The sequence below is a fragment of the Sphaerisporangium perillae genome (assembly GCF_023276435.1).
GTDB lineage: Bacteria > Actinomycetota > Actinomycetes > Streptosporangiales > Streptosporangiaceae > Sphaerisporangium > Sphaerisporangium perillae.
Genome location: NZ_JALLPO010000019.1, coordinates 77,337 through 100,757, shown reverse-complemented (window position 1 = coordinate 100,757; position 23,421 = coordinate 77,337). Strand labels below are relative to the sequence as shown.

19 protein-coding genes are annotated in these 23,421 nt (G+C 71.0%); 11 read left to right on the top strand and 8 right to left on the bottom strand.

All coding sequences use genetic code 11. From position 1 onward, the window contains the following. Positions 1-21: 21 nt before the first annotated feature. Both MYF83_RS19845 and MYF83_RS19840 read right to left on the bottom strand, forming a co-directional pair. Positions 22-4,101, bottom strand: a complete 4,080-nt coding sequence (locus MYF83_RS19845) for a Pls/PosA family non-ribosomal peptide synthetase (protein ID WP_248961966.1) — start codon at positions 4,099-4,101, stop codon at positions 22-24. 44 nt (positions 4,102-4,145) lie between these two features. Further along, positions 4,146-5,528 carry an aspartate aminotransferase family protein gene (locus tag MYF83_RS19840; RefSeq protein WP_248961965.1) on the bottom strand — a complete coding sequence of 461 codons (1,383 nt, stop codon included), beginning with the start codon at positions 5,526-5,528 and terminating at the stop codon, positions 4,146-4,148. Between the two features lie 743 nt (positions 5,529-6,271). Here MYF83_RS19840 and MYF83_RS19835 point away from each other — a divergent pair. Beyond that, positions 6,272-8,686 (top strand): ATP-binding protein, encoded by a 2,415-nt coding sequence (locus tag MYF83_RS19835; RefSeq protein ID WP_248961964.1) that lies wholly within the window; start codon positions 6,272-6,274, stop codon positions 8,684-8,686. Positions 8,687-8,736: 50 nt separating this feature from the next. On the opposite strand, the gene MYF83_RS19830 is transcribed toward MYF83_RS19835, so the two are convergent. The 3 genes from MYF83_RS19830 to MYF83_RS19820 are packed head-to-tail and all read right to left on the bottom strand — an operon-like array spanning position 8,737 to position 9,585. Continuing rightward, positions 8,737-8,907 carry a hypothetical protein gene (locus MYF83_RS19830; protein WP_248961963.1) on the bottom strand — a complete coding sequence of 57 codons (171 nt, stop codon included), beginning with the start codon at positions 8,905-8,907 and terminating at the stop codon, positions 8,737-8,739. Continuing rightward, positions 8,900-9,391, bottom strand: a complete 492-nt coding sequence (locus MYF83_RS19825) for an ATP-binding protein (protein WP_248961962.1) — start codon at positions 9,389-9,391, stop codon at positions 8,900-8,902. Before MYF83_RS19825 ends, MYF83_RS19830 begins: the two co-directional genes overlap by 8 nt. Beyond that, the gene (locus MYF83_RS19820; RefSeq protein WP_248961961.1) at positions 9,388-9,585 is read right to left on the bottom strand and encodes a DUF5999 family protein; all 198 of its coding nucleotides are present in this window, start codon (positions 9,583-9,585) and stop codon (positions 9,388-9,390) included. Before MYF83_RS19820 ends, MYF83_RS19825 begins: the two co-directional genes overlap by 4 nt. Before the next feature lie 334 nt (positions 9,586-9,919). On the opposite strand from MYF83_RS19820, the gene MYF83_RS19815 reads away from it, so the two are divergent. Further along, the gene (locus MYF83_RS19815) at positions 9,920-10,780 is read left to right on the top strand and encodes a chitosanase (protein ID WP_248961960.1); all 861 of its coding nucleotides are present in this window, start codon (positions 9,920-9,922) and stop codon (positions 10,778-10,780) included. A 91-nt stretch (positions 10,781-10,871) separates the two neighbouring features. Here the strand turns inward: MYF83_RS19815 and MYF83_RS19810 are convergent, their stop codons facing one another. Both MYF83_RS19810 and MYF83_RS19805 read right to left on the bottom strand, forming a co-directional pair. Beyond that, positions 10,872-11,240, bottom strand: coding sequence for a DUF742 domain-containing protein (locus MYF83_RS19810; RefSeq protein ID WP_248961959.1), 369 nt, complete (start codon positions 11,238-11,240; stop codon positions 10,872-10,874). Further along, positions 11,237-13,471 (bottom strand): sensor histidine kinase, encoded by a 2,235-nt coding sequence (locus tag MYF83_RS19805; protein WP_248961958.1) that lies wholly within the window; start codon positions 13,469-13,471, stop codon positions 11,237-11,239. The genes MYF83_RS19810 and MYF83_RS19805 overlap by 4 nt, the downstream gene beginning before the upstream one ends. 198 nt (positions 13,472-13,669) lie before the next feature. On the opposite strand from MYF83_RS19805, the gene MYF83_RS19800 reads away from it, so the two are divergent. The 3 genes from MYF83_RS19800 to MYF83_RS19790 are packed head-to-tail and all read left to right on the top strand — an operon-like array spanning position 13,670 to position 15,610. After that, entirely contained in the window at positions 13,670-14,599 is a 930-nt protein-coding gene (locus tag MYF83_RS19800) for a DMT family transporter (protein ID WP_248961957.1), read from the top strand. After that, positions 14,596-15,213 (top strand): GntR family transcriptional regulator, encoded by a 618-nt coding sequence (locus MYF83_RS19795; RefSeq protein WP_248961956.1) that lies wholly within the window; start codon positions 14,596-14,598, stop codon positions 15,211-15,213. Before MYF83_RS19800 ends, MYF83_RS19795 begins: the two co-directional genes overlap by 4 nt. A gap of 46 nt (positions 15,214-15,259) precedes the next feature. Continuing rightward, positions 15,260-15,610 carry a hypothetical protein gene (locus MYF83_RS19790; protein ID WP_248961955.1) on the top strand — a complete coding sequence of 117 codons (351 nt, stop codon included), beginning with the start codon at positions 15,260-15,262 and terminating at the stop codon, positions 15,608-15,610. Between the two features lie 7 nt (positions 15,611-15,617). Here MYF83_RS19790 and MYF83_RS19785 read toward each other — a convergent pair whose 3' ends face one another. Then, positions 15,618-16,373: a crotonase/enoyl-CoA hydratase family protein gene (locus MYF83_RS19785; protein ID WP_248961954.1), complete on the bottom strand. Its 756-nt coding sequence runs from the start codon at positions 16,371-16,373 to the stop codon at positions 15,618-15,620. Between the two features lie 259 nt (positions 16,374-16,632). On the opposite strand from MYF83_RS19785, the gene MYF83_RS19780 reads away from it, so the two are divergent. From MYF83_RS19780 to MYF83_RS19755, 6 genes are read left to right on the top strand one after another with little or no spacing between them, the layout of a single operon-like run. Further along, complete coding sequence (locus MYF83_RS19780) at positions 16,633-18,096, top strand: sugar transferase (RefSeq protein ID WP_248961953.1); 1,464 nt, start codon at positions 16,633-16,635, stop codon at positions 18,094-18,096. Then, complete coding sequence (locus MYF83_RS19775; RefSeq protein ID WP_248961952.1) at positions 18,096-19,163, top strand: glucose-1-phosphate thymidylyltransferase; 1,068 nt, start codon at positions 18,096-18,098, stop codon at positions 19,161-19,163. The genes MYF83_RS19780 and MYF83_RS19775 overlap by 1 nt, the downstream gene beginning before the upstream one ends. Beyond that, complete coding sequence (gene rfbB, locus MYF83_RS19770) at positions 19,160-20,122, top strand: dTDP-glucose 4,6-dehydratase (protein WP_248961951.1); 963 nt, start codon at positions 19,160-19,162, stop codon at positions 20,120-20,122. Before MYF83_RS19775 ends, rfbB begins: the two co-directional genes overlap by 4 nt. Then, positions 20,119-20,991 (top strand): dTDP-4-dehydrorhamnose reductase, encoded by an 873-nt coding sequence (gene rfbD, locus MYF83_RS19765; protein ID WP_248961950.1) that lies wholly within the window; start codon positions 20,119-20,121, stop codon positions 20,989-20,991. The genes rfbB and rfbD overlap by 4 nt, the downstream gene beginning before the upstream one ends. Continuing rightward, positions 20,991-22,466: an MFS transporter gene (locus MYF83_RS19760; protein WP_248961949.1), complete on the top strand. Its 1,476-nt coding sequence runs from the start codon at positions 20,991-20,993 to the stop codon at positions 22,464-22,466. The genes rfbD and MYF83_RS19760 overlap by 1 nt, the downstream gene beginning before the upstream one ends. Continuing rightward, positions 22,463-23,407, top strand: coding sequence for a glycosyltransferase family 2 protein (locus MYF83_RS19755; RefSeq protein ID WP_248961948.1), 945 nt, complete (start codon positions 22,463-22,465; stop codon positions 23,405-23,407). The genes MYF83_RS19760 and MYF83_RS19755 overlap by 4 nt, the downstream gene beginning before the upstream one ends. Positions 23,408-23,421 lie beyond the last annotated feature (14 nt).

Here is a 23,421-nt window from a genome sequence, read left to right as displayed (position 1 = left end):
TGCCGAGGGCGGGCGGGGGCCTTAGATCTGGATGGCCGGGTTGCCGCGCCAGTGGGCGTGCGGGGCGACCTCCTCGCCCTTCATCAGGAAGGAGTCGGGGTCCAGGAGCGCGCCGTCGCCCATGCGGACCCCGTAGTGGACCAGGGCGTTGGTCCCGACGGTGCAGCCGGAGCCGATCGTGATGTGGTCGGACTTGAACGTCCCGTCCTCCAGCGAGTGGGCCTGGATCAGGCTCTTCTGCGCCAGCGTGCAGTCGTCGCCGATGGTGACCAGGGTCCGTTCCGGTATGTGGCAGCCGTCGTCGAACACCCTGCGCCCGAGCCGCACCCCGGCCAGCCGCCAGGCCGCGTTCTTGTACGGCGTGCCGTTGAGCAGGTCGAGGTAGAGCGGGTTGGTGAGCTTCCACATGCGCTCGTGCCACCAGTAGTAAGTCTGGTAGATCGAGCAGAAGCGCGGCCGCAGCGCCTGGAAGCCCGTGGCCAGGCGCTCGACCACCAGGAAGTACACGATGGTGAACAGCAGGGTGCAGACGATGTCGGCGGCGATGACCGGCGGCCCGAACGTGTCGTACAGGCCGGCGGCGACGATGGCGAGCAGCATGACGCCGAAGAGGTGCAGCCACCGGGTGAACAGGTGCAGCGCGATGGTCACGGTGTTGTGCCGGTTCTTGGCCGCCAGGCGGCGACGGAACTCCTCGCCGGTCTTCAGGTGGTCGAACCGGCTGTCGCGCTGGACCGAGCGCGGGATCTCGAAGCAGGGCGAGCCCAGCAGTCCGATGTCATGTCGTGGCTCCCCGTCGAGGGGGATCATGACCTTGGTCGCGAGGAGGCAGTTGTTCCCGGCCCGGCTCTGGGCGGGGTAGGCGATGTCGTTGCCGACGAAGGTGCGCGCCCCGATCGACGCGCGGGACACGCGGAACGAGCCGCTGGAGAAGTCCGCGTTCACGATCGACAGCCCGTCCGACACCATCGTGCCGCTGCCGATCGTGGCCAGGTACGGCGATTCGTGTTTGTGCTGCAGGCCGAAGTTGGAGCCGGTCTGCTCGATCTTCGACAGGTCGTATCCCAGGCAGCGCAGGTAGTGCACGATCCAGGAGCTGTCCCCGAAGAGGTGCGTGAAGACCTGCGCGTTGGTGGTCCGGGCGATCGCGCGTTGCGCCCAGTAGTGGAAGCCGTAGAGGGGATGGACCCTGTCCGGTTTGAGGGCGAGGTGCAGCAGGCGCGGCACGGTCGCCACGAAGGCGAGCCCGGCCGCGAGCGCGCCGAAGTAGAGCGCCAGCGAGGCGACCAGCGCGTCGCGGTAGGGCGGCCAGGCCGTCAGGTCCCTGGAACCGGCCGGGTCCGCGAGGCCGGCGAGGGCCGGGATCGTCGTGGTCAGCCAGTAGAGGCCGCCGATGCCCAGCGGGATGTACACGAGCAGGGTGGTCAGCAGTTGCAGGGCGCCGAACCGGGCTCTGCGCCAGGTGCCGCAGCGGGCCGGTTCGAGCGTCAGGTAGTCGGTGGTGGCCGGCTGGGCCGGCGAGCCGTGCCAGCGCTCGCCGTCCGGCACCCTTTGGGACGACTGGAGGGAGGAGGAGTGGCCGAGCTGGGCCCGGTCGCCGAGGGCGGCACCGATGTCGATCACCGTCTGCTCGCCGACGAACGCGCCCTCGCCCACGGTGACCGGCCCGGTTTCGATCACGCCGGCCCGGGCGCGGTAGCAGGTGAAGAACGCGTCCTTGCGGATGACCGTGCCCGCCCCGATGGTCAGCAGGTCGGTGCAGACCGGGACGTGCTTGGACAGGATCAGGACGCCAGGGCCGATCCTGGCCCCGAGCGCGCGCAGGTAGAGCACATAGAGCGGGGAGCCGATGAACAGCACGAGCGGGCAGCTCCGCACCAGCGTCTTGACGGCCCAGAACCGCACGTAGGCAAGGCTCCAGACCCGGATCTCCCCCGGTCTCCAGCGGCCCACGAGCGCCCACTTGGCCACGATGGGCACGGCGCAGAGCGTCGCGAAGATCGCCGCGCCGCACGCCACGGACCGCCCGTAGATCTCGGCCGGGCCGGTCGCGCCGGCCACCCAGTGGTAGCAGCCGGTCAGCAGGACCGCGCCGAGGCAGGAGTACCCGAGGAACAGCAACAGTTGCAGCACCGCGCACAGGACGTACTCGGCCGTGCTCGCCCGTGCCGCCCGCACCTTCGGGGCCTGCGGCTCGGGCGCGGGCGCCGCCTCCGCCAGGGCCGAGGCGAGGCTCCGCACGGTGGGGTGCAGGTAGACGTCCTTGATGGACACCGGCGGCAGGTCCGCCCGTTCCCGCACCCGGGCGCAGAAGCGGGTCATCAGCAGCGAGCTCGCGCCCAGCTCGTCGAAGAAGTGGCTGTCCACGGAGACCTGTTCGACGCCGACGACGCCGGCCAGCACGTCGGCGAGGACGCTCTCGGCGGCGGTCGACGGCGGCACGTAGGTGTGCGCCGTGGACAGGCCCCGGGGACCCTTGGGCGGCGGCAGGTTCTTCCGGTCGGCCTTGTTGCTCAGGAGCATCGGGATGCGGGGCAGCGGCTCGAGGTAGGCCGGGATCATGTAGCCGGGCAGCCGCCCGCGCAGCTCCCGGTAGATCCGCTCCTGGTCGATCTCCGGGGCGTCCTCGCGGGCGCTGTAGTAGGCGACCAGCTCGACCACGCCGGGCTCGGGCTCGTAGGTGTCCACGACGGCCTGGGTGATGCCCGGGACCTGCAGCAGCACCGACTCGATCTCCGCCAGCTCCACCCGGTAGCCGTGGATCTGCACCTGGGTGTCGATGCGGCCGTGGTACTCGATCTCGCCGTCGCCGTTGACCCGTCCGAGGTCCCCGGTCCGGTAGATCCGGCCGGAGGGATTGTCCGGGATGCCGAGGAAGTCGGGGATGAACGCCCGCTCGGTCAGATCGTCGCGGTTGACGTACCCGCGGGCCAGCCCGATGCCGGCGATGCCGATCTCGCCCAGTTCCCCGGGCGGCAGCGCCCGTGCCTCGGCGGAATCGAGGATGACCACCGCGTAGGTGGGCAGCGGGACGCCGAGGGTCACCGGCCCGCCGGGACGCAGCACCGCCCAGGTGGCGGTGACCGTGGCCTCGGTCGGGCCGTACACGTTGAGGAACCTGCGGCCGGGCCGGTGCCAGCGGCGCACGAGGTCCGCGGGGCAGGCCTCGCCGGAGACCAGGAGGAACCGCAGGTCCGGGAGGTCCTCCTCCAGGGTCGCCAGCAGGGTCGGGACGCAGCACAGCGCGGTGACGCGGCGGGCCAGCAGGAACTCCGCGAGGTCGTGGCCGAGCAGCGTGACCCCCGGCGGCCGTGGGACGAGCGTCGCCCCGGCCAGCAGGGGCACCCAGATCTCCTCGACCGAGAAGTCGAAGGCGATGGTCATGCCCTGGTAGACGCGGTCGTCTGGCGTCAACTGGTAGGCGTCGACGGCGACCCGGACGAAGTTGCAGATGCCGGCGTGCTCGATCGCCACCCCCTTGGGCCGGCCGGTGGAGCCGGAGGTGTAGACGATGTAGCACAGCTCGTCGACCGGCTCCCCGCGCTCGGTGACGGTGAGGCGCCGGTCGTCCTCGGCGGCGACGAGGGCCTCCACCTCGTCGACGCACAGGATGGCGGCGTCGACGTGCTCGATGCGGTCGCGCAGGTGGGACAGGGAGAGCACCATCCGCACGCCGGCGTCCCGCACGATGTAGGCGAGCCGGTCCGCGGGGAAGCCGGCGTCCAGCGGCACGTACGCCGCGTTGATCTTCAGCACGGCGAGCATGCCGATGTAGGAGTACACGGCCCGGTCGAAGACCAGCGCGATCCTCTCGCCGGGCCGCGCTCCCCGCTTCACCAGGTAGCGGGCGAGCTGGTTGGCCCGCGCGTCCAGCTGGTCGTAGGTCAGCGTGACCTCGCCCGCGTCCACGGCCGTCCGGCCTTGCCGGCCGGCGGACCGCAGCCGGTCGCATCGCTCCTCGAACAAGTGGTGTAGCCGCTCCCCGTCCCGCCGCCGGGCAGGGTAGGTACCGCTCGCGCCGATCAGCACGTGTCCGGCCGGGGCCTTTCCCGGCCGCGGATCGGCGCGCTGGACATCCTGGACATCGGCCTGTCTGGTCATGCTGCCTCCATCAACCCCCGCGGGTCCCCGTGGCGTCGCGAACCTCAGGCCGCCACCGGGCAGCACGCGTTGATGGCCTCGACGAGGATGGAGCACGCGGTCTCGACGACGTCGGCGGTCACGTTCAGCGGCGGCAGGATCCGCACGACGCAGTCGGCACGCCCGCCGACCTCGATGACCAGCCCCCGCCGCAGCGCGGCGCCCTGGACGCGGTACGCCGGCTCGGTGGCCGGGCCGCCATCGCGGGGATCGGCGAGCTCCACGCCCCACATCAGGCCGACGCCGCGCACCTCCCGCACCCAGGGGTTGCCCGACAGGGGCGCCAGCCGCTCGGCGATCTGCTCGCCGCGCCGGTGGACGTTGCCGAGCACGTCGTCACGCCGGATGATCCGCACGGCCTCCGCTCCGGCGGCGAAGGCGAGCTGGTTGCCGCGGAATGTCCCGATGTGCGCGCCGGGCGCCCACACGTCCAGCCGCCGGTCGTAGAGGATGATCGCGACGGGCAGGCCGATGCCGCTCAGGGCCTTGGACGCGACGATCACGTCGGGTTCGATGCCATAGCGTTCGAAGGCGAACCACGTGCCCGTGCGCCCGCAGCCGGTCTGCACCTCGTCCACGATCAGAGGGATGTCAAGCTCGCGGGTGAGTTCGCGCACCCGCCGCACGAACGCGCGGCGCGCGGGGATGACGCCTCCCTCGCCCTGCACCATCTCCAGGATGACCGCGGCCGGCAGCGGGACGCCGCCGTTCCCGTCGCGCAGTGCCCGCTCGAGCTGGCCCGCGCAGTTGGTGTCGCACGTGCTCGGCACCAGGCCGAGCGGGCAGCGCGCGCAATAGGAGTAAGGGAAGAAGTGGACCCCCGGTACGCCGTTGACCACCGGCTGCTTCTGCCGCACAAGGCCGCTGAGGGCCATCGCCGCGTGGCCGCTGCCGTGAAAGCCGCCCTGGAAGGCCACGACGTCCCCGCGTCCTGTGGCGATCTTGCACAGTTTGATCGCGGCGTCGACGGCGTCACCTCCCGTGGGCCCGCAGAAATGGACTTTCATCCGGTCGCGCAACCCCGCCGGGAGCATGGACAGTTGTGCCTCGGTGAAGGCGTCCTTGGCGGGCGTCGGGAAGTCGAGGCCATGGGTGAGCCGGTTCAGTTGCGCCGTGACGGCCCGCACCAGTTCGGGGTGGTTGTGCCCGAGTGACAGCACGCCCGCGCCGGTCAGGAAGTCGATGAAGATGTTGCCGTCCGGGTCGCGCAGGAAGCTGCCGGAGGCCTCGGCGATGGCGATGGGGAGACGGCGCGGGTAGGTGCGCGCGTTCGACTCCCGGAGGGCCTGCCGGTCGAGCAGTTCCGCCGAAAGCGGACCAGGAAGGTCACTCTCCACAAAGGGGTGTGCGAATATGTCAGATTTGGCGCTGGGATCGGCCAGACTCATCGGGCTCTCCTCTCAAGGGCTGCCGACGTGCTGGTTCCTTTCAAGGCTGTGCCGACGTGCTCGATCTCCCTTTCTCACCTTTTCCGGCCGGCTTCGTATATCTGATGGACATCGTCCGGGATCGGCAGTCGAAGAGGCCGTCCGCGATGTCGCTCGCGAATCATGGCCTCCGGTACACGGTTACGATTCCACCGGTACTACCTGCACAAACACCTCAAGGCCCCTCACATCACACTAAGCTCGACAGCCGGTGGCGACGCGGACCGGGGGCGTCGGACGCGCTCCTTCCCGGCACGCCGACTAATCGCGAGGACGCGCCGGTCGATGACGTTTCGATGAGTGGAGGAGGGCGTTTATCGGGGCAGTCAGCGAATAGGGTAATCACCCGGAAAAGCCGCTATCGCCTGCTACCGGGATGGGCGTCGCGCGCACCGCCGGAAAGGCAAAATGCGGGTAAGATCGGCCGCGGTCCGCCCCTTCCTCCGCCGGGCCGCCGGTCCCCTTCTCCAGGGTGGCGGTGAGGCCGCGGCGCGGCTCCCGGAGCGGTTCCTCCCGCGGCGCGTCGCCGCTCGAACCGGGGCGTCCCGCCGGTGCACATCAAGGCTTTGCGGTGATCTGACGGGATCGGTGCGCTGGGATCGGTGCACGTCCATGATCTGTCGGGTATAGGTAAGTTTATAGAGATTTGTGAGCTAACACGTGGTTTCTGAAGCCTTCAGCCGCTCTGGACTGTGGTGAGAGGAATGGGAACGAACGTCGCGAAGCGGCGGCCGGCACGCGGACTGCCCGCCGACGTGACGAGCTTCGTCGGACGCCGGCAGGAGATGGCCGAGGTCAAGACACTGCTGTGCAAGTCCAGGCTGGTCACCCTCACCGGCTTCGGCGGGGTGGGCAAGACCCGGCTGGCCTCCCGGGTGGCCACGGAGGTACAGCGGGCGTTCGCCGACGGCGTGTGGTTCGTCGAACTGGCCTCGCTCGACGAACCCGCCCTCCTCGCCCCCACCTTGATCGAGGCGTTCGAACTGGAGGAGAACCCCTCCCGGCCCCCCATGGAGCCGATCACCGACTACCTGTCCGACAAGAAGGCCCTGCTCGTCCTGGACAACTGCGAGCACCTGCTCCACGACTGCGCCCTCATGGTGGAGGAGCTCCTGGCCTCCGCGCACGATCTGCGGATCATCGCCACGAGCAGGCAGCCGCTGCGCATCCACGGGGAGCGGACTCAGGTCGTGCTCCCGCTGCCCGTCCCCGACTCCCGCGCCGCTGGCCTGTCGGCGGACGCCCTGGCGCAGGTGGACGCCGTGCGCCTGTTCATCGAGCGGGCCGACGCGGTGCTGCCAGGATTCACGGTCACCGAGGCCAACCGCGACGCCGTGGAACAGATCTGCCGGTGGCTGGACGGGATCCCGCTGGCGATCGAGCTGGCGGCGGTGCGGCTGCGGGCGCTGTCGGTACAGCAACTGCTCGACCGGCTGAAGGACCGGTTCAGAATGCTCACCGCCGGTTCGCGTGCGGTCGCCCCGCGGCAGCAGACGCTACGCGCGCTGGTCGACTGGAGCTACGAGCTGTGCACCGAGCAGGAACGGCTGATGTGGGCCCGCGCCTCGGTGTTCTGCGGCGGCCTGGACCTGGAGGCGGCGGAGGCGGTCTGCTCCGGTGACGGCATCGCCCGCGAGGACGTTGTCGAGCTCATCTCCGGGCTCGTGGAGCAGTCCGTGCTGGCCCGCGAGGAGCATCCCGCGGGAGTGCGCTTCCGGCTGCTGGAGACCGTCCGCGAGTACGGCAGGGACCGGCTGGCCGAGTCCGGGCGGCAGGAGGCGCTGCGGGCGCGGCATCGGGAGTACTTCCGCGATCTGGCGTCCCAGGCCCGCGCCGAGCTCCTCACCGGCGCGCAGCGGCAGTGGATGGAACGCCTGTGCCTGGACCACGCCAACCTGCGCGCCGCCCTGCAGTCGTGCTTCGAGCAGGGAAAGGCGGAAGAAGGGCTGCGGACGGCCACCGACCTGCTCTACCACTGGAAGACCTGCCACCGGATCGCGGAGGGGCGCCGCTGGCTGGACCAGGGCCTCGCCGAGGTCACCGAGCCCTGTGAGTCGCGCGCCCGGGCGCTGTGCGCCGCGAGCTGGCTGGCGATCATGATGGGCGAGATCGCGGCAGGCGCGTCGATGCTGGAGGAGGCGCAGGCGCTGGGGGAGCGGCTCGGGCTGTGCGGTGTGCTCGCCTACGTCGCCCTCTACTCGGGTATGGCAGCCATCTACCACGGCGAGACCGACGCGGCGATCAAGCTCTTCGAGGAGGCCCTGGCCGGGCACCGCTCCTCGGGGGACCAGATCGGTGAGGTGCTGGCGCAGACCAGGCTCTGCCTCGCCTACAGCCACGTGGGCGACGCCGGGCGGGCGCTCGCCGCCGGAGAGGAGGCGCTGCGGATCTGCGACGGCCGCGGCGAGGGCTGGCACCGGGCCTACGCCACGATGGCCCTCGGCGTCGAGAGGTGGCGCCAGGGGGACACCGGGCGCGCCATCGAGATGGAGAAGGAGAGCCTGCGGTTCAACAAGTCGTTGGACGACCGGCTCGGCATGGGGATCAACCTGGAGGTGCTGGCCTGGATCTCCGCCGGTCAGGGGCACCACGAGCGCGCCGCCAGGCTGCTCGGCGCCCTGCGCGCGCTGTGGCGAAGGGTCGGGGCGCCGCTGTCGCAGTTCGGTCATCTGATGACCTATCACGATGAGTGTGAAGCGCTCGTCCACCAGGCTCTCGGCGAGCCCGCCTACAGGTCGGCGCTGGAGCAGGGCGCGAGGCTGTCCCTGGAGGAGGCGCTCGCCTACGCCATGGAGGAGAGCGCGCCGGCGGTCCCGTCTCCCGGCGCCGCGGCCACGCCCTCTCCACTGACCCGGAGGGAGACGGAGATCGCCCGGCTCGTCGCCGAGGGGCTGAGCAACAAGGCGATCGCCACGAGCCTGGTCATCGCCCAGCGCACGGCCGAGGGCCACATCGAGCACATCCTGAGCAAGCTCGGCTTCCACTCGCGCGCGCAGATCGCGGTGTGGGTGGCCGAGCAGGACCGCCGGGCGGCGGAGCGGCGCCAGGACGACCCGGGCGCCGGGACGAGGAGCCGAGGGGCCGGGAACACCGGGCCGGGGGCGGCGACGGGCGGCTGAGCGCGGGCCCGCGGGGAGCCGTCAGTACGGCGGCGAGGCCCGTGGGCCCGTCAGTACGGCAGTGTGGTGCGCCCGGAGGGGGTGCGCAGGTCCTGGACTTCCCCGGTGTCGCGGCGCCGGGGCTTTCGCTTGTGGACTCGCCTGGCCTGATACGGGCGGCGCTCGGCCGGGTCCGCGACCGGCCCTGTCCTGCCGTCGTCGTACCGAGATGCCTCACTCATCGCCTCGACCGTCCTTGGACCCGGCCGCTCCGGTCGCGGGCTCACAGGCCACCTCGAACCAGACCACCTTCCCGGTGGAAAGGGCGTGGCTGCCCCAGGAGGTGGAAAGCGCTTCCATGAGGTACATGCCGCGACCGCCCTCGTCGCCTTCGTGCACCTCGCGCACCATCGGCATCGCGGGGTTGGTGTCCTGCACCTCGCAGCACACCCTGTCGTCGTCCATCGAGAGCGTCATCACGGCGCCCCACGAGTGGCGCATGGCGTTCGTGACCACCTCGCTGACGAGCAGCTCGACGACGTCCGCCTGCTCCTGGACACCCCAGTCGGCGAGCCGGCCGCGGACCCGCGCACGGGTCTTGGGCACGGTGGTCGGCTCCGGGACCAGCACCCACGATGCCCGCCTGCCGTGCTGCCCGGCAGGCCAGAGCTGGACGGCCGCGCGCGCGTACCGGTGAGAATTGCTCGATCTGTACATGGTGGTCATGCCGCACATCCGTAGGCGAAGCGGTGGACGGGAGGGACGCTGCGCCCGTCGGGGAGCAGCTCGCCGGTGTCGTCAAAGATCACGACGCCGTTGCACAGCAATCCCCATCCCTGCTCCGGGTGGAAGGCCACGAGGCATGCCGCTTCGTGATCGACAGCGTTCGCCGGCGGGCACTGCGGTTCGTGTTGACACATGGCTGGCACCTGAATCCGATGTTGATCTCTTTGCCGGGTCGTGTTCTTTACCGACACGTCGAGCATGGCCCAATGGGCGCATACCTAGTAACGGGACAACTACCCCTATTGATACCCATTCACCCCAAACGGGTACTCATTCTTTACTTTCGCCGGTGCCTGAAGTGACCATGGGGCGCGAACCGGCCCCTGGCGATCTCCCTTGGCCTTCCTGGGCCCCCTTTGCCTCCGCCCGCCCTCCTGGACGCGTCCTGCCGGAAGTCGTTGACACGCCTACGCCGTAATGCTTCTATTCGTTAGCAAACTTTCCTAACCATCTCGGAACGGAGAGACCGTGCGGATCCCCCCGGCCAAACCCTCCAGAAGAGCGGTCCTTCTCATCCCCGCGCTGGCCATGGCGATGGCGCCGGCCCTCGCCGCCGGCGCGGGCACGGCCCACGCGGCGGCCTCGGCGTCCTTGGCCCGGGCGTCGGCGGCGGCCTCGGTCGACTTGACCGACCCCCACAAGAAGGACATCGCCATGCAGCTGGTGTCGAGCGCGGAGAACTCCACGCTCGACTGGAAGGCCCAGTACAAGTACATCGAAGACATCGACGACGGCCGTGGCTACACCGCCGGGATCATCGGATTCTGCTCGGGCACCGGCGACATGCTCGATCTCGTCGAGCTGTACACCGAGCGCAAGCCCGGCAACGTCCTGGCGAAGTACCTCCCGGCGCTGCGCAAGGTCAACGGCACCGACTCCCACAAGGGCCTCGACCCCAACTTCACCAAGGACTGGAAGACCGCGGCCAAGGACACCGTCTTCCAGGAGGCGCAGAACTCCGAGCGCGACCGGGTCTACTTCAACCCCTCGGTGCAGCAGGCCAAGAAGGACGGCCTGCGCGCCCTCGGCCAGTTCATCTACTACGACGCCATCGTCATGCACGGTCCCGGCGAGGACAGCGTCAGCTTCGGCGGCATCCGCAAGACGGCCATGAAGAAGGCGAAGACCCCCGCCCAGGGCGGCGACGAGACGGCCTACCTCAACGCGTTCCTCGACGCCCGCAAGGCCGCCATGAAGAAGGAGGAGGCCCACAGCGACACCAGCAGGGTGGACACCGCGCAGCGGGTCTTCCTCAAGGCGGGCAACCTCGACCTCGACCCGCCGCTGACCTGGAAGGTGTACGGCGACAGCTACACCATCAAGAAGTAGCCGGCGGGCCGTGACGGCCGGTCGCCCTGCTGAACGGGGCGGGCCCCTCCGATCTCGGTGGGGCCCGCCGGCGTGTCGGGGAGGTGCGGTGTCACAGGGCCTGCAGGCCCTGGATCACCTCGCGCAGGAGGCGCTCCTCCGGTAGCTGGGACACCGTCGCGGGAGGCCGGACGGTGACGAGCTTCTGGTCGCGCAGGTCGCCCAGGAGGACCCGGACGACACCGAGCGACAGATTGCTCTCGGAGGCCAGGTCCACCACGGACATCGGCTGCCCGCACATGCGCAGGACGCGCAGGTGCTCGGGGCTGAGCCTTCCGTGCAACCTGGCGCCCGGGACGGCCCTGACGATCGCGACCATGTCGAACGCCGGTCCCGATGGCCGGGTCCGCCCGCGCGTGACGGTATAGGGGCGGATGAGGGGTCCGGCATCCTGGTCCAGCCAGCGTTCACCCTCGCTCATGACATGTTCCCCTCACCCTCGTTCGCGCGTTCCCAGCCTGCCCGGAACGAGGAGAACATGTCGGGCGAAGGCTGGAGCGGTTGTGCGTCCGTAGGATCCTCCAGCGAGTCGCCCAGATGCTTCGGCTCCCGCCCGGCGCCCCCGGGAGGCGTGCCGGCCTCGCGGAGCTGGGGCGCGAGGTTCGCCTGGCGCACCCGGTTCGGGAGACCGGCCGAACGGCGGCGGGTCCTCGGTTCCTCGCTGCCATCGCCGTTAGCCCGGAAGGTGCCGTTGGAGGCGCCGCTCCCGCTTCCCGCCGCGGTGAGGCCCCGGCCGGTGCCGATCCCCGCCTCGCCGACGGTGATCTGCTCCACGGAGTACCGCTCCGGGGAGGGATCGGCCGGTGTGATCAGGCCCTCGGGCAGGAGCACGATCGCCGTGATGCCGCCGTACGGGGATGGCCGCAGCGAGACGCGGATGTTGCGCCGCGCCGCGAGGCGGCCGACGACGAACAGGCCGAGCCGGTCGCTGTCGGCGAGGTCGAACTCGGGCGGGTCGGCCAGCCTCTGATTGATCTGTTCCAACTCGAGGGGGCTCAGGCCGAGTCCCCTGTCCTCTACCTCGATGACGAAGCCCCTGGCGACGAGATCGCCGCGGACCTCCACGTGCGTCTGCGGGGGCGAGAAGATCGTGGCGTTCTCCACCAGCTCGGCGAGCAGGTGGATCACGTCGGTGGCCGAGGCGCCGGACAGCGCCATGTTCTCCGGCATGGTGATGTGCACCCGCAGGTAGTCCTCGACCTCCTCGACGGCGGCGCGGACGACGTCGTAGAGGGGGACCGGGTTGCGCCACCCGCGCCCGGGGACGGCGCCGGAGAGAATGATCAGACCTTCGGCGTGCCGTCTCATGCGGGTGGTGAGGTGGTCGATGCCGAACAGTTCGTCGAGCAGCTCGGGCTCGGTGACCCTGCGCTCCATGGCGTCCAGCATGGACAGCTGCCGGTGCAGCAGCGACTGGTTGCGGCGGGCGAGGTTGAGGAACACCTTGCCGACGCCCTTGCGGATCTCGGCCTGCCCGACGGCGGCCTCGATCGCGGTGGTCTGCACGGAGCCGAACGCCTCGCTGACGCTGTTGATCTCGTCGGTGGTGCCGGCGGCGATGGGCGGGCTCTCGGCGGCCACGTCGATCTCCTCACCCTGCCGCAGCCGCTGGACCACGAGGGGCAGGCGCTGGTGGGCGAGCTGGAGGGCGGCGCGCTGCAGCTGGACCAGTTCGGCGGTGACGCGCCGGCCGAAGCGGATGGACACGTACAGGGAGACGACCACCGCGACGAGCCCGAGCCCGAGGATGATGGTGACCCGCCACTGGATCTCGCTGGCCAGAGGGACGACCCGCTCGACGATCTTCTGCGTGACGATCGCGTTCTGCCGGTCGAAGGACTGGGTGAGGGCCTGGGTGTTGGATCCCCAGTTCACCGAGGCTCCAGGCAGCGGCATGCCGGGCCGCACGTCCTGGGTGACCTGGTCCTCGACGGAGGCGAACTTCGTGTACGTGGGGGAGTTCTGCATGATCAGGTAGGGCTGGCGCAGATCGGGGTCGAGAAGCTGGAACCCCATGTCGTACAGGAGCCTGCGCTTGGTCACCAGCGTGGTGAAGGCGGTGCGCTCCTCGCCGGTCATCGAGCCGGCGCCGATGGCGCCGGCGAGCAGGGCGGCCTGCTCGCTCATGAGGGCGCGGCTGTGGTTGATCAGCGTGATGGCACGGCTGGGCGATCCGAGCTCCAGGTCTCCGGCCAGGTTGAGGCTGTCGAAGACCCGGCCCACGGCGTCGGAGATCAGCCGGTAGGCGTCCAGGGTGAGCAGCCGGGTGAAGCTCCGGGAGTCCACCCGAGCCCGGATGTCGGCGAGCCGGTGCGTGGTGGTGACCAGCTCGGTCACCCGCTGGTACAGCGCCGGGCTGGAGTCCTGCTCGGAGGCGCTGTCGATGATGGCCTTCTCCAGGGCCGCGCGCGCCTGGTCGGTCTTGACGCGCTGCGCGTCCAGCTCGGCACGGTCGGTGGAGGTGGTGGCGAGGTACACGAGCGATTGGTAGCGCTCGTTCTGGATCTGTGTCGACACGTCAGCGATGGGAACGATCAAGGTGTCGTGAATGGTGCGGTTCCGGAGGAGGTCCAGGCCACTCTGGATGGTGATCGTCGCCGAATAGGCCCAAATCGCCAAAAGGGACACCAGTGGTACCAGTACCAGCGTCAAGATCTTGAACCTGATGGACCTCTTACGCCCGCCCATGTGACCTCGCAGGGGAAACCGCATCGTTACACGCGGGTTATTGGTGGCGAAACAGTACCAATGGGGGTCACGTGGAGGTAGGGCCCTTTAGTAACGATCCTATTCGGAGTAGGAGATGTACCTATCTAGTAATCTCTGTCTGGTTGTCAGACAATATGCGCCATGCACGCAGAGAAATCCGCCGCCACCAGCACCGCAGGGACCGCCGCCGTTGTGGCCGCCGCGGTCCTGTGGGGCACCGCGGGAACGGCCGGCACCCTCGCCCTGACCAGGGCACACGACCCCATCGCGCTCGCCGCCGCCCGCCTGGTCATCGGAGGCGTCATCCTCGCGGTGGCCGCCGGGCCCGCCGCCTGGCGACTGCTCTCGGGTGGACGCGTGCTGCCGCTGGCCGCCGCCGCGGCCGCCGTCGCCGCCTACCAGCTCTGCTACTTCGCGGCCGTCGGGCGCACCGGGGTCGCCGTCGGGACGGTCGTCGCGATCGGCAGCGGGCCGGCGTTCACCGGGCTGCTCTCCTGGCTGCACGACCGCAGGCGCCCCGGCCGGCGCTGGACGGTCGCGACCGCCGCCGCCGTCGCCGGCTGCGCCGCCCTGGTCTCCGGAGGCCAGGCCGTCGGAGTCGACCCGGCCGGGGTGCTGCTGGCCCTGCTGGGCGGGCTGCTCTACGGCTTCTACGCGGTGACCGCCGCCCGGTCGATCAGCGCCGGGGCGCCGTCCGGCGCGGTCATGGGCGTCCTGTTCGGCGGCGCGGCGGCCATCATGCTGCCGATCCTGCTGTGGCGGGGCACCACATGGCTGGGAGAGCCGCGAGGGCTGCTCACCGCTCTCTATCTGGGCTGCGCCACGACCGCTCTCTCCTATTTCCTCTATGGCAGGGGCCTGCGCTCGACGCCGGTGGCGAGAGCGGCCACCCTGGCGCTCGCCGAACCCGCCGTGGCGGCGTTGCTCGGCGTCGCCGTCCTGCACGAACGGCTCACCGCCGTCTCGTGGGCGGGGCTCGCCATGCTCGGTGCCGGCCTGGTCCTCGTCGCCCTCCCCGAACGCGCGCCCTTGCCCTCCCCCGAGCGTGAGAGGGCACAATCGTCGGCGTGAAACTGCGCCCGGTCTCCACGGTGGACGCGCTCGCGGCGGCCCTGCGCCGGCGCGTGCTCTCCGGCGAGATCCCCCCCGGCACCGCACTGCCCGAGCAGGAGCTCTCCGCCCTGTACGGCGTCGCGCGTCCCACCGTCCGCGAGGCCCTGGCGCTGCTGGTCCACGAGGGCCTGCTGCGGCGCGAGCGCAACCGCAGCGCGTACGTGCCGGAGGTGACCAGCGCCGACCTGGACGATCTCATGTACGTCCGGCGGCCGCTGGAAGCCCTCATGGCCGTCAGCGTGGCGGGCAGGCGGGTGGCCGCCGCGGACGGGGCGCTGGCCCGGATGGCGGCGCTCCCGGCGGACGCGCCGTGGGCCGACGTCGTCGCCGAGCACATGACCCTGCACGAGGAGCTGATCCTCGCCGTGGGCAGTCCCCGGCTGGAACGTCTCTACGGCGTGCTGGCCGCCGAGACCCGGCTCGGCCTCGCACGGCTCCGCACGGTCTACCCGGACAGGGAGAGGCTGGTCGCCGAGCATCGGGAGTTGCTCGACGCCATCGCCGGGGGACCGGCCGAGGCCGTTCGACGGGCCGTGGCCGCCCATCTTGATCACACGTGGGGCGCTGATTAGCGACTTCCCTTGCATGGAGTGCTCGTAAGTCGTCAGAATCGCGCCCATGCACGGCAATTCAGTGCCGGATACCTATGTCTACGTCACCGAAGAGGGCGTCACCCGCCACTACGCGGATGGCAGTGTCGAAGCCCTCGCGTGGGAGGACGTCGTCGAGGTCCGTGTCGGCGGCGTCACGGAATCCGACATCCTGATCATCCTGCTCGACCGCGACGGGCAGGGATGCGTGGTGCCGCGCTCGGCGACCGACGCGACCTTCCTGGCGAGGCTGCGCTACTTACCCGACTTCGACCTCGACCGGCTGAGCGAGGCGTTCACCTCCGCCGCCGCCAGCTACGTGGTCGTGTGGCGCAGCCCCGACCCGCCGTCCCCGTTGCCGGACCTCGAATACGACTGACCCGCGATCAGTCGCCGTGCCGGCCCGCTCCCGACCGGAATCGATCGACGCCCTCGGTCGCCCCGCCCCCCAGCGAGACCACGCCGTGACGGTACTCGTTGCGCAGGGCGTCCTCCTCCGAGAGGCCTTCCTGTTCCAGCGCCGAGAGGCGATCCTGCCGCATGCACTCCTGGGGCAGGTCCGCGATCCGGCGGGCCAGTTCCTCCGCGTGCGCCCGCGCCGTCCCCGGTGGCACGACCCGGTCGACCAGGCCGATGCTCAGCGCCTCGGGGGCTCCCACGGGCCGCCCGGTGAGGATCATGTCCATCGCCCGGCCCGCGCCCACGAGCCGTGGCAGCCGTACGGTGCCGCCGTCGATGAGCGGGACTCCCCAGCGGCGGCAGAACACCCCGAACGTCGCGTCCTCGGCGGCGACCCGCAGGTCGCACCAGATCGCCAGTTCCAGCCCGCCGGCCACCGCGTACCCCTCGACGGCGGCGATCACGGGCTTGGACAGGCGCATGCGGGTCGGGCCCATCGGGCCGTCTCCGGCCTCCTCGACCTTGTTACCCCGCTCGGTGCCGATGGCGTGCAGATCGGCGCCGGAACAGAAGGTGCCGCCCTCGCCCCAAAGCACCGCGACCGATGCCTCGGAGGCCTCGAACTCCCGGAAGGCGTCCGCGAGCGCGGCGGCGCAGGGCCCGTCCACCGCGTTGCGGACCTCGGGACGGGACAGGACGACGGTGGTGACCAGGCCGGATCGCTCCACATGAATGCCAGACATGGGGGCGAATCTAGCGGCGCCTTGGCGTACCTACACGGCTTTGGACCGTTCCGTCAAGGATCGTCGGTCGCCAGATTCAGGCCTATTGTGGCCATTGCCCGCCTATTTCACTCGGTAAAAACGATCTTTAGTATGTGAACGGGTACCCGCGCTCGTGATGTTTGCGTCACGTGTCAACCAAAGGGGCGCAACAGCCGTCTGGTATCTGCACGGTCCGGCAGGGAGCCGCGGTCTGGCAGGGAGCAGGGTAGGGGTGGGCATGAGGGTGGGGCTTGAGGAGCGCGATGCCGCGTTGCTCGACGTTGGCCCGCTGAATGCGTCCAGCATTTGGACGCGCTCCTATATGCGGGCTCTTCTGGCAGGTGATCTGGCATGCGCCTTGATCGCCTGCGAGGTGGTCATGGGATTCCGGCTCTGGCTCGGGGCCTTCATCCCGTGGTCGGAGCTGCTATTCGGTTTCGGCCTCGCGCTCGTCTGGCCCGGTGCCATGGCGCTCGCCGGGGTGTACCGCGAGAAGAGCCACGGCGAGGGCAGCGAGGAGTTCCGCGCGGTCTTCGAGGGCGGGGTGGGGCTCACGGCCGCCGTGGCGATCGGCGCCTACGCCACCCAGACGATGATCGCCCGAAGCTACGTCATGGCGATGCTGCCGCTGGCGACGACGCTCATGTTGGTGTTCCGCTACCGCATGCGCAAGCGGCTGCACCGGCGCCGCGCCGAGGGCGAGTACCTCCGGCGGGTCGTGGCCGTCGGCCACCGCACCGCCGTGCTCGACCTGGTCATGCAGTTCCGGCGCCAGCCGTACCACGGCATGCGGGTCGTCGCGGCCTGCCTGCCGCCCGGGCAGTACCCCGGCAACGGGCTCGACGTCGACGGCATCCCCGTCTACGGCGACTTCGCCGACGTCGCCAACGTGGCCGACAAGGTCTCGGCCGACGCGGTGGCCGTGCTGGCCTGCCCTGAGCTCGACGGCGCCGCGCTGCGCCGCCTGGCCTGGAGCATCGAGACCAAGGGCACCGAGCTGTTCGTCGCGCCGGCGCTGATGGACGTCGCCGGTCCGCGCACCAGCATCCGGCCGGTGGCCGGAATGCCGCTGCTGCACGTCGAGCACCCCGAGTTCGACGGCACGCGCCAGATCGTCAAGAGCCTGTTCGACCGGCTGGTGGCGACGGCGGTGCTGACCGTGCTGGCGGTGCCCATGCTGGTGATCGCGTTCCTCGTACGCGCCACGAGCACGGGGCCGGCGCTGTTCAAGCAGACCCGGGTGGGCCGCGACGGGCGCGAGTTCCAGGTCTTCAAGTTCCGCACGATGGTCCAGGACGCCGAGAAGCTCAAGCGGGAGCTGCTCGATGACAACGAGTTTGACGGCGTGTTGTTCAAAATGAGGAACGATCCAAGGATCACGCGGGTCGGCGGTTTCCTGCGCCGATACTCGCTGGACGAGCTGCCGCAGCTCCTCAACGTGCTCCGCGGCGAGATGTCGCTGGTCGGGCCGCGCCCGCCGCTCCCCGACGAGGTCGCGCAGTACGGCACCGACGTGCGGCGGCGGCTCGTCGTCAAGCCGGGCATGACCGGGCTCTGGCAGGTCAGCGGCCGATCCGACCTGTCATGGGAGGAATCGGTCCGGCTGGACCTGCGGTACGTCGAGAACTGGTCGCTGATCCTCGACCTGCAGATCCTGTGGAAGACCTGGTCCGCGGTCACCCGTGGCGGAGGGGCCTACTAGTGAAGGCGCTCGTCCTCGCCGGCGGGTCCGGCACCCGCCTCCGGCCGATCACCCACACCTCCGCCAAGCAACTGGTGCCCGTGGCCAACAAGCCGGTGCTGTTCTACGGGCTGGAGGCCATCGCGGCGGCCGGCATCCGTGAGGTCGGCATGGTGGTCGGCGACACCCAGAACGAGATCGAGGCCGCCGTCGGCGACGGCTCGGCGTTCGGCCTTGAGGTCACCTACCTGCGGCAGGAGGCCCCGCTCGGGCTGGCCCACGCCGTGCTGATCGCCCGCGACTACCTGGGCGACGACGACTTCGTCATGTACCTCGGCGACAACTTCATCGTCGGCGGCATCGAGCCGCTGGTGCGGCGGTTCCAGGACGACCGCCCCGCGGCCCAGATCATGCTGACCCGCGTGGCCGACCCCCGGCAGTTCGGAGTGGCCGAGCTGGACGCCGCCGGGCGGGTGATCGGGCTGGAGGAGAAACCCCAGCAGCCCAAGAGCGACCTCGCGCTGGTCGGGGTCTACCTGTTCACCCCGGCGGTCCACGAGGGCGTCGCCGCGCTCAAGCCCTCCTGGCGCGGCGAGCTGGAGATCACCGACGCGATCCAGTGGCTCATCGACGCCGGCAGCCAGGTCGCCTCCTCGGTGATCTCCGGGTACTGGAAGGACACCGGCAACGTCGCCGACATGCTGGAGGTCAACCGGCTCCTGCTGGAGGACCTCGACCAGCGGCTGGACGGCGCGGTCGACGGCGAGAGCGAGATCATCGGCCGGGTGGTGGTCGAGGCCGGGGCGCAGGTCGCCCGCTCGCGCATCGTCGGCCCGGTGATCATCGGGGCCGGGGCCGTGGTCCGCGACTCCTACATCGGGCCGTTCACCTCCGTGGCGGAGAACTGTCAGGTTGTGGACAGCGAGATCGAGTACTCGATCCTGCTGCGGCGCGCGTCCATTCATGGGGTGCGCCGGATCGAGGCGTCCCTGATCGGGCGCGACGTCGAGGTCACGCCCGCTCCCAACTCGCCCAGAGCCCATCGGCTGGTGCTCGGAGATCACAGCAAGGTGCAGATCAGCTCATGAGGGTTCTGGTAACCGGCGGCGCCGGTTTCATCGGGTCGCACTATGTCCGCACGCTGGTGTCCGGCGGCTACCCGTCGCTCGCCGGGGCGCAGGTCACCGTGCTCGACCTGCTGACGTACGCGGGGAACCTCGCCAACCTCACACCCGTGGAGGGCGAGTACACCTTCGTGCGCGGCGACATCTGCGACGCCGCGCTGCTCGCCGAGGTCGTCCCCGGCCATGACCTGGTCGTCAACTTCGCCGCCGAGTCGCACGTCGACCGGTCCATTGACGGCCCGGCCGCGTTCGTGCGGACCAACGTGCTCGGCACCCAGACGGTGATGCAGGCCTGCCTGGACGCCGGAGTGCCCAAGGTCGTCCAGGTGTCCACCGACGAGGTGTACGGGTCGATCGAGGAGGGCTCCTGGGCCGAGGACGCCCCGCTGCTGCCCCGCTCGCCGTACTCCGCGGCCAAGGCGGGCGGCGACCTGATCGCCCGCGCCTACGCCGTCACGCACGGGCTGCCCGTGTCGATCACCCGCTGCGGCAACAACTACGGGCCGTACCAGTTCCCGGAGAAGGTCGTCCCGCTCTTCGTCACCAACATCCTCCAAGGGCGCAAGATCCCGCTCTACGGGGACGGCGGCAACGTGCGCGACTGGGTCCACGTCGACGACCACTGCCGGGGCATCCAGCTCGTCGCCGAGCGGGGAGAGCCGGGCGAGGTCTACCACATCGCCGGCACGGCCGAGCTGGCCAACCTGGAGCTCACCCGGCGGATCCTCCAGGAGCTCGGCGCGGGCTGGGACATGGTCGAGCGCGTGCCCGACCGCAAGGGCCACGACCGCCGCTACTCCCTGGACGACGCCAAGCTGCGTGGCATGGGGTACTCCCCCCGGACCGGGTTCGACGAGGGCCTGGCCGCCACCGTCCAGTGGTACGCCGACAACCCCTCCTGGTGGAAGCCGGGCGATCGGTGAACCGGCTGCTCGTCACGGGCGCGTCCGGCATGCTCGGCACCGCCCTGCTGGCCGAGGCCGCGCGCGACCCGGCATCGCCCGACGTCCTCGCCTACGGCCGCGACGGTCTCGACCTGCGCTACCCCGACGGCGTGCGCGAGGTGCTGCGGCAGGAGAAGCCCGACGTCGTGGTCAACTGCGCCGCCTGGACCGCCGTGGACGACGCCGAGACGCGCGAGATCGACGCGCTGGCGGTGAACGGCAACGGCGTGCGCGGGCTCGCCCTCGCCTGCGCCGAGGTCGGCGCCCGCCTGCTGCACCTGTCCACCGACTACGTCTTCGACGGGACGGCGCGCGCCCCGTACGCCGAGGACGCCCCGGCCCGGCCGGTCAACGCCTACGGCCGCAGCAAGCTGGCCGGCGAGCGGGCCGTGCTGGAGCTGCTCCCGAAGGACGGGTACGTCGTGCGCAGCGCATGGCTGTACGGCGCGGGCGGGCGCAACTTCGTCCAGACGATGATCGCGCTGGAGCGCGTGCGGGAGACCGTCGACGTGGTCGACGACCAGCACGGCCAGCCGACCTGGACCGCCGACCTGGCCGCGCAGCTCCTGCTGCTGGCGCGCGGCGACGCCCCGCCCGGGGTCTACCACGGCACGAGCTCGGGCCAGGCGACCTGGTACGAGCTGGCCCGGGAGGTCTTCACGCTGCTCGGGGCCGATCCCGGCAGGGTGCGACCGGTCGACGGTTCGGCCTTCCCCCGCCCGGCCGCCCGGCCCGCCTACAGCGTCCTCGGCCACGGCCGCTGGGCCGCCGCCGGCGTGCCGCCGATCCGCGACTGGCGCGAGGCCCTGCACGCGGCGTGGCCGTCCCTGGTCGGAGGCCGGGCCTGATGTACCTGTCGGAGACGCGCAGGGCCGACGCCCAGAAGCGGGTGTCGCCGGGCGGGACGGACCGCGCGGGCGAGCCGCCGCCCGGGGGCGAGGACGTCGACGGCGGGCCGGACTCCCCGGGCACCGCCGGCCCGGGCTCGGGCGGGCCGCGCGGCACGGGGACGGGCCGCCCGGACGGAGCCGGTGGCCCGGGGCGCGTCCTCGCGGGCAACGTCGTCGCGCTCGGCATGGTCAGCCTGTTCACCGACATCTCCTCGGAGATGGTGACGGCCGTCCTGCCGCTCTACCTGATCTACCAGCTCGCGCTGAGCCCCCTGCAGTTCGGCTTCCTCGACGGCGTCTACACCGGGGCGACCGCCGTGCTGCGGCTGGCCGGCGGGCACGTGGCCGACCGCTTCCGGCGCCGCAAGCTGGTGGCGGGCGCCGGGTACGCCCTGTCGGCCGTCTGCAAGCTCGGCTACCTGCTCGCCGGCCGGTCCGTGCCGCTGATCGGCCTGGTCATCGGCCTCGACCGCGCGGGCAAGGGCCTGCGCACGGCGCCCCGGGACGCGTTGATCTCGTTGAGCGCCCCGCCGGAGGCGCAGGGACGCGCGTTCGGGCTGCACCGCGCGATGGATACCGCCGGCGCGCTCATGGGGCCGCTCGCGGCCTTCGGCGTGGTGGCCGCCGTGGGAGCCGCCTCCGGGTACGACGCGGTCTTCGTGGTCAGCGGCTGCGTGGCCGTGGTCGGCGTGCTGATCATGGTCCTCTTCGTCCACGAGCCGGGCGCCCCGGCGCGAGCCCGTACGGACGCGGTCGCGGCGGCGAGTGCGGCAGGCTCCGTGGAAGCGGTCGCGGAAGGCCCTTCGGCGCCGCGTGCCGAGGCGGCCGCGGGAGCCCGGCGAGGGCGGGCCGTGTCGCTGCGCGGGGCGCTGGACCTGCTGCGCGAGCGGCCGTTCCGACGGGTGCTGCTCGCCATGCTGCCCCTGTCGCTCATGACCATCAGTGACTCCTTCCTGTACCTGATGCTCCAGCGCAGGCTCGACATCGACGCCGGATGGCTGCCGCTGCTGCCGGTCGGGGTCTCGGCCGCCTACCTCCTCGCGGCGGTGCCGTTCGGGCGGCTCGCCGACCGGATCGGCCGCTCCACCGTCGTGCTCGGCGGGTACCTCGCCCTGCTGGCCTGCTACGTACTGCTGCTACTTCCCCCCGCCCCTGAGATCCTGGTCGCGGCGCTCGTCCTGCGCGGGCTGTCCTACGCGGCCACCGACGGCGTGGTCAGCGCGCTGGCCGGCCCCCTGCTGCCGGAGCACCGGCGGGCCACCGGCCTGGCCGTCGTGCAGACCGGCCAGGCCCTCGGCGCGATGGCCGCCTCGTGGGCCTTCGGCGTGCTGTGGACGGCCACGGGACCGCAGGCCGCGGTGGCGGCGATGACGGCGGGGCTGGGCGCCGCCCTGGCCGTCGCCGTTCCCCTGCTCAGGAAGGCGCGTGGATGAACCTCTCTGTGATCATCGTGACCTACCGCAGCGGCGGGTACATCGCCCGCTGCCTCGCGGCGGTGGAGCGCGCGGTCAAGGCCGTCGACGCCGAGGTGATCGTCGTGGACAACAATTCCCCCGACGACACCGTGGCCGTGGCCAGGGCCGCCGCGCCGTGGGCGACGGTCCTCGCCCGGGAAGTGAACGGCGGGTTCGCCGAGGGTTGCGTGGCCGGAGCGGAGGTGGCGCAGGGCCGCCATCTGGTCTTCGTCAACCCGGACGCCGAAGTGCAGCCCGACACGCTGGCGAACCTGCTCGACTGCGCCGGGCGCCACCCGAAGGCGGGCATCGTCGGCGGCCGCTGCGTCACCGAGACCGGCGACAACGACCCCCGGTCGTGGTGGGGGCGCCCAACGCCATGGTCGGTGTTCTGCTTCGCCACGGGGCTGTCCACGGTCTTCCCCGGCCACGCCCTGTTCGACCCCGAGTCCCCGACACTGTGGACCGGCGAGCGGCGGGTGCCGATCGTCACCGGGGCGCTGATGCTGGTCACCCGCGAGCTCTGGGACGACGTGGGCGGTTTCGACACCCGCATCTTCATGTACGGGGAGGACGCCGACCTGTGCCTGCGGGCCCGGGCCGCCGGCTACCGGCCCATGGTGACCGACCGGGCCGTGTTCGTGCATCCGGGCGGCATGTCGTCCTCCAGCCTGAACAAGCTGGTGCTCCTGTTCACCGGCAAGGCCACCGTCGTCCGCCGGCACCTCCCGCGCGGCCTTCGGGCCGTGGGCGCCGCCATGCTGCTGTTCGGGGTCTGGCTGCGGGCCGCGCTGAGCCGCCGCGTGGCCCCGCCGGACGCCCGGCGGCAGGGACGTCCCACCGCCGAGCGCGGCGACTGGGCCGAGCTGTGGGCCATCCGCGCCCAGTGGCGCGGAGGCTGGGATGCCCGTAGACCATGAAGGTGGTCATCAGT

Bases quoted from the DNA above. Each gene is read 5' to 3' on its own strand.
- MYF83_RS19825 (WP_248961962.1), bottom strand. From the start codon at position 9,391: ATGACCACCATGTACAGATCGAGCAATTCTCACCGGTACGCGCGCGCG.
- MYF83_RS19800 (WP_248961957.1), top strand. From the start codon at position 13,670: ATGCACGCAGAGAAATCCGCCGCCACCAGCACCGCAGGGACCGCCGCC.
- MYF83_RS19755 (WP_248961948.1), top strand. From the start codon at position 22,463: ATGAACCTCTCTGTGATCATCGTGACCTACCGCAGCGGCGGGTACATC.
- MYF83_RS19820 (WP_248961961.1), bottom strand. From the start codon at position 9,585: ATGTGTCAACACGAACCGCAGTGCCCGCCGGCGAACGCTGTCGATCAC.
- MYF83_RS19830 (WP_248961963.1), bottom strand. From the start codon at position 8,907: ATGAGTGAGGCATCTCGGTACGACGACGGCAGGACAGGGCCGGTCGCG.
- MYF83_RS19810 (WP_248961959.1), bottom strand. From the start codon at position 11,240: ATGAGCGAGGGTGAACGCTGGCTGGACCAGGATGCCGGACCCCTCATC.
- MYF83_RS19845 (WP_248961966.1), bottom strand. From the start codon at position 4,101: ATGACCAGACAGGCCGATGTCCAGGATGTCCAGCGCGCCGATCCGCGG.
- MYF83_RS19790 (WP_248961955.1), top strand. From the start codon at position 15,260: ATGCACGGCAATTCAGTGCCGGATACCTATGTCTACGTCACCGAAGAG.
- MYF83_RS19840 (WP_248961965.1), bottom strand. From the start codon at position 5,528: ATGAGTCTGGCCGATCCCAGCGCCAAATCTGACATATTCGCACACCCC.
- MYF83_RS19760 (WP_248961949.1), top strand. From the start codon at position 20,991: ATGTACCTGTCGGAGACGCGCAGGGCCGACGCCCAGAAGCGGGTGTCG.
- rfbB (WP_248961951.1), top strand. From the start codon at position 19,160: ATGAGGGTTCTGGTAACCGGCGGCGCCGGTTTCATCGGGTCGCACTAT.
- MYF83_RS19835 (WP_248961964.1), top strand. From the start codon at position 6,272: ATGGGAACGAACGTCGCGAAGCGGCGGCCGGCACGCGGACTGCCCGCC.
- MYF83_RS19785 (WP_248961954.1), bottom strand. From the start codon at position 16,373: ATGTCTGGCATTCATGTGGAGCGATCCGGCCTGGTCACCACCGTCGTC.
- MYF83_RS19780 (WP_248961953.1), top strand. From the start codon at position 16,633: ATGAGGGTGGGGCTTGAGGAGCGCGATGCCGCGTTGCTCGACGTTGGC.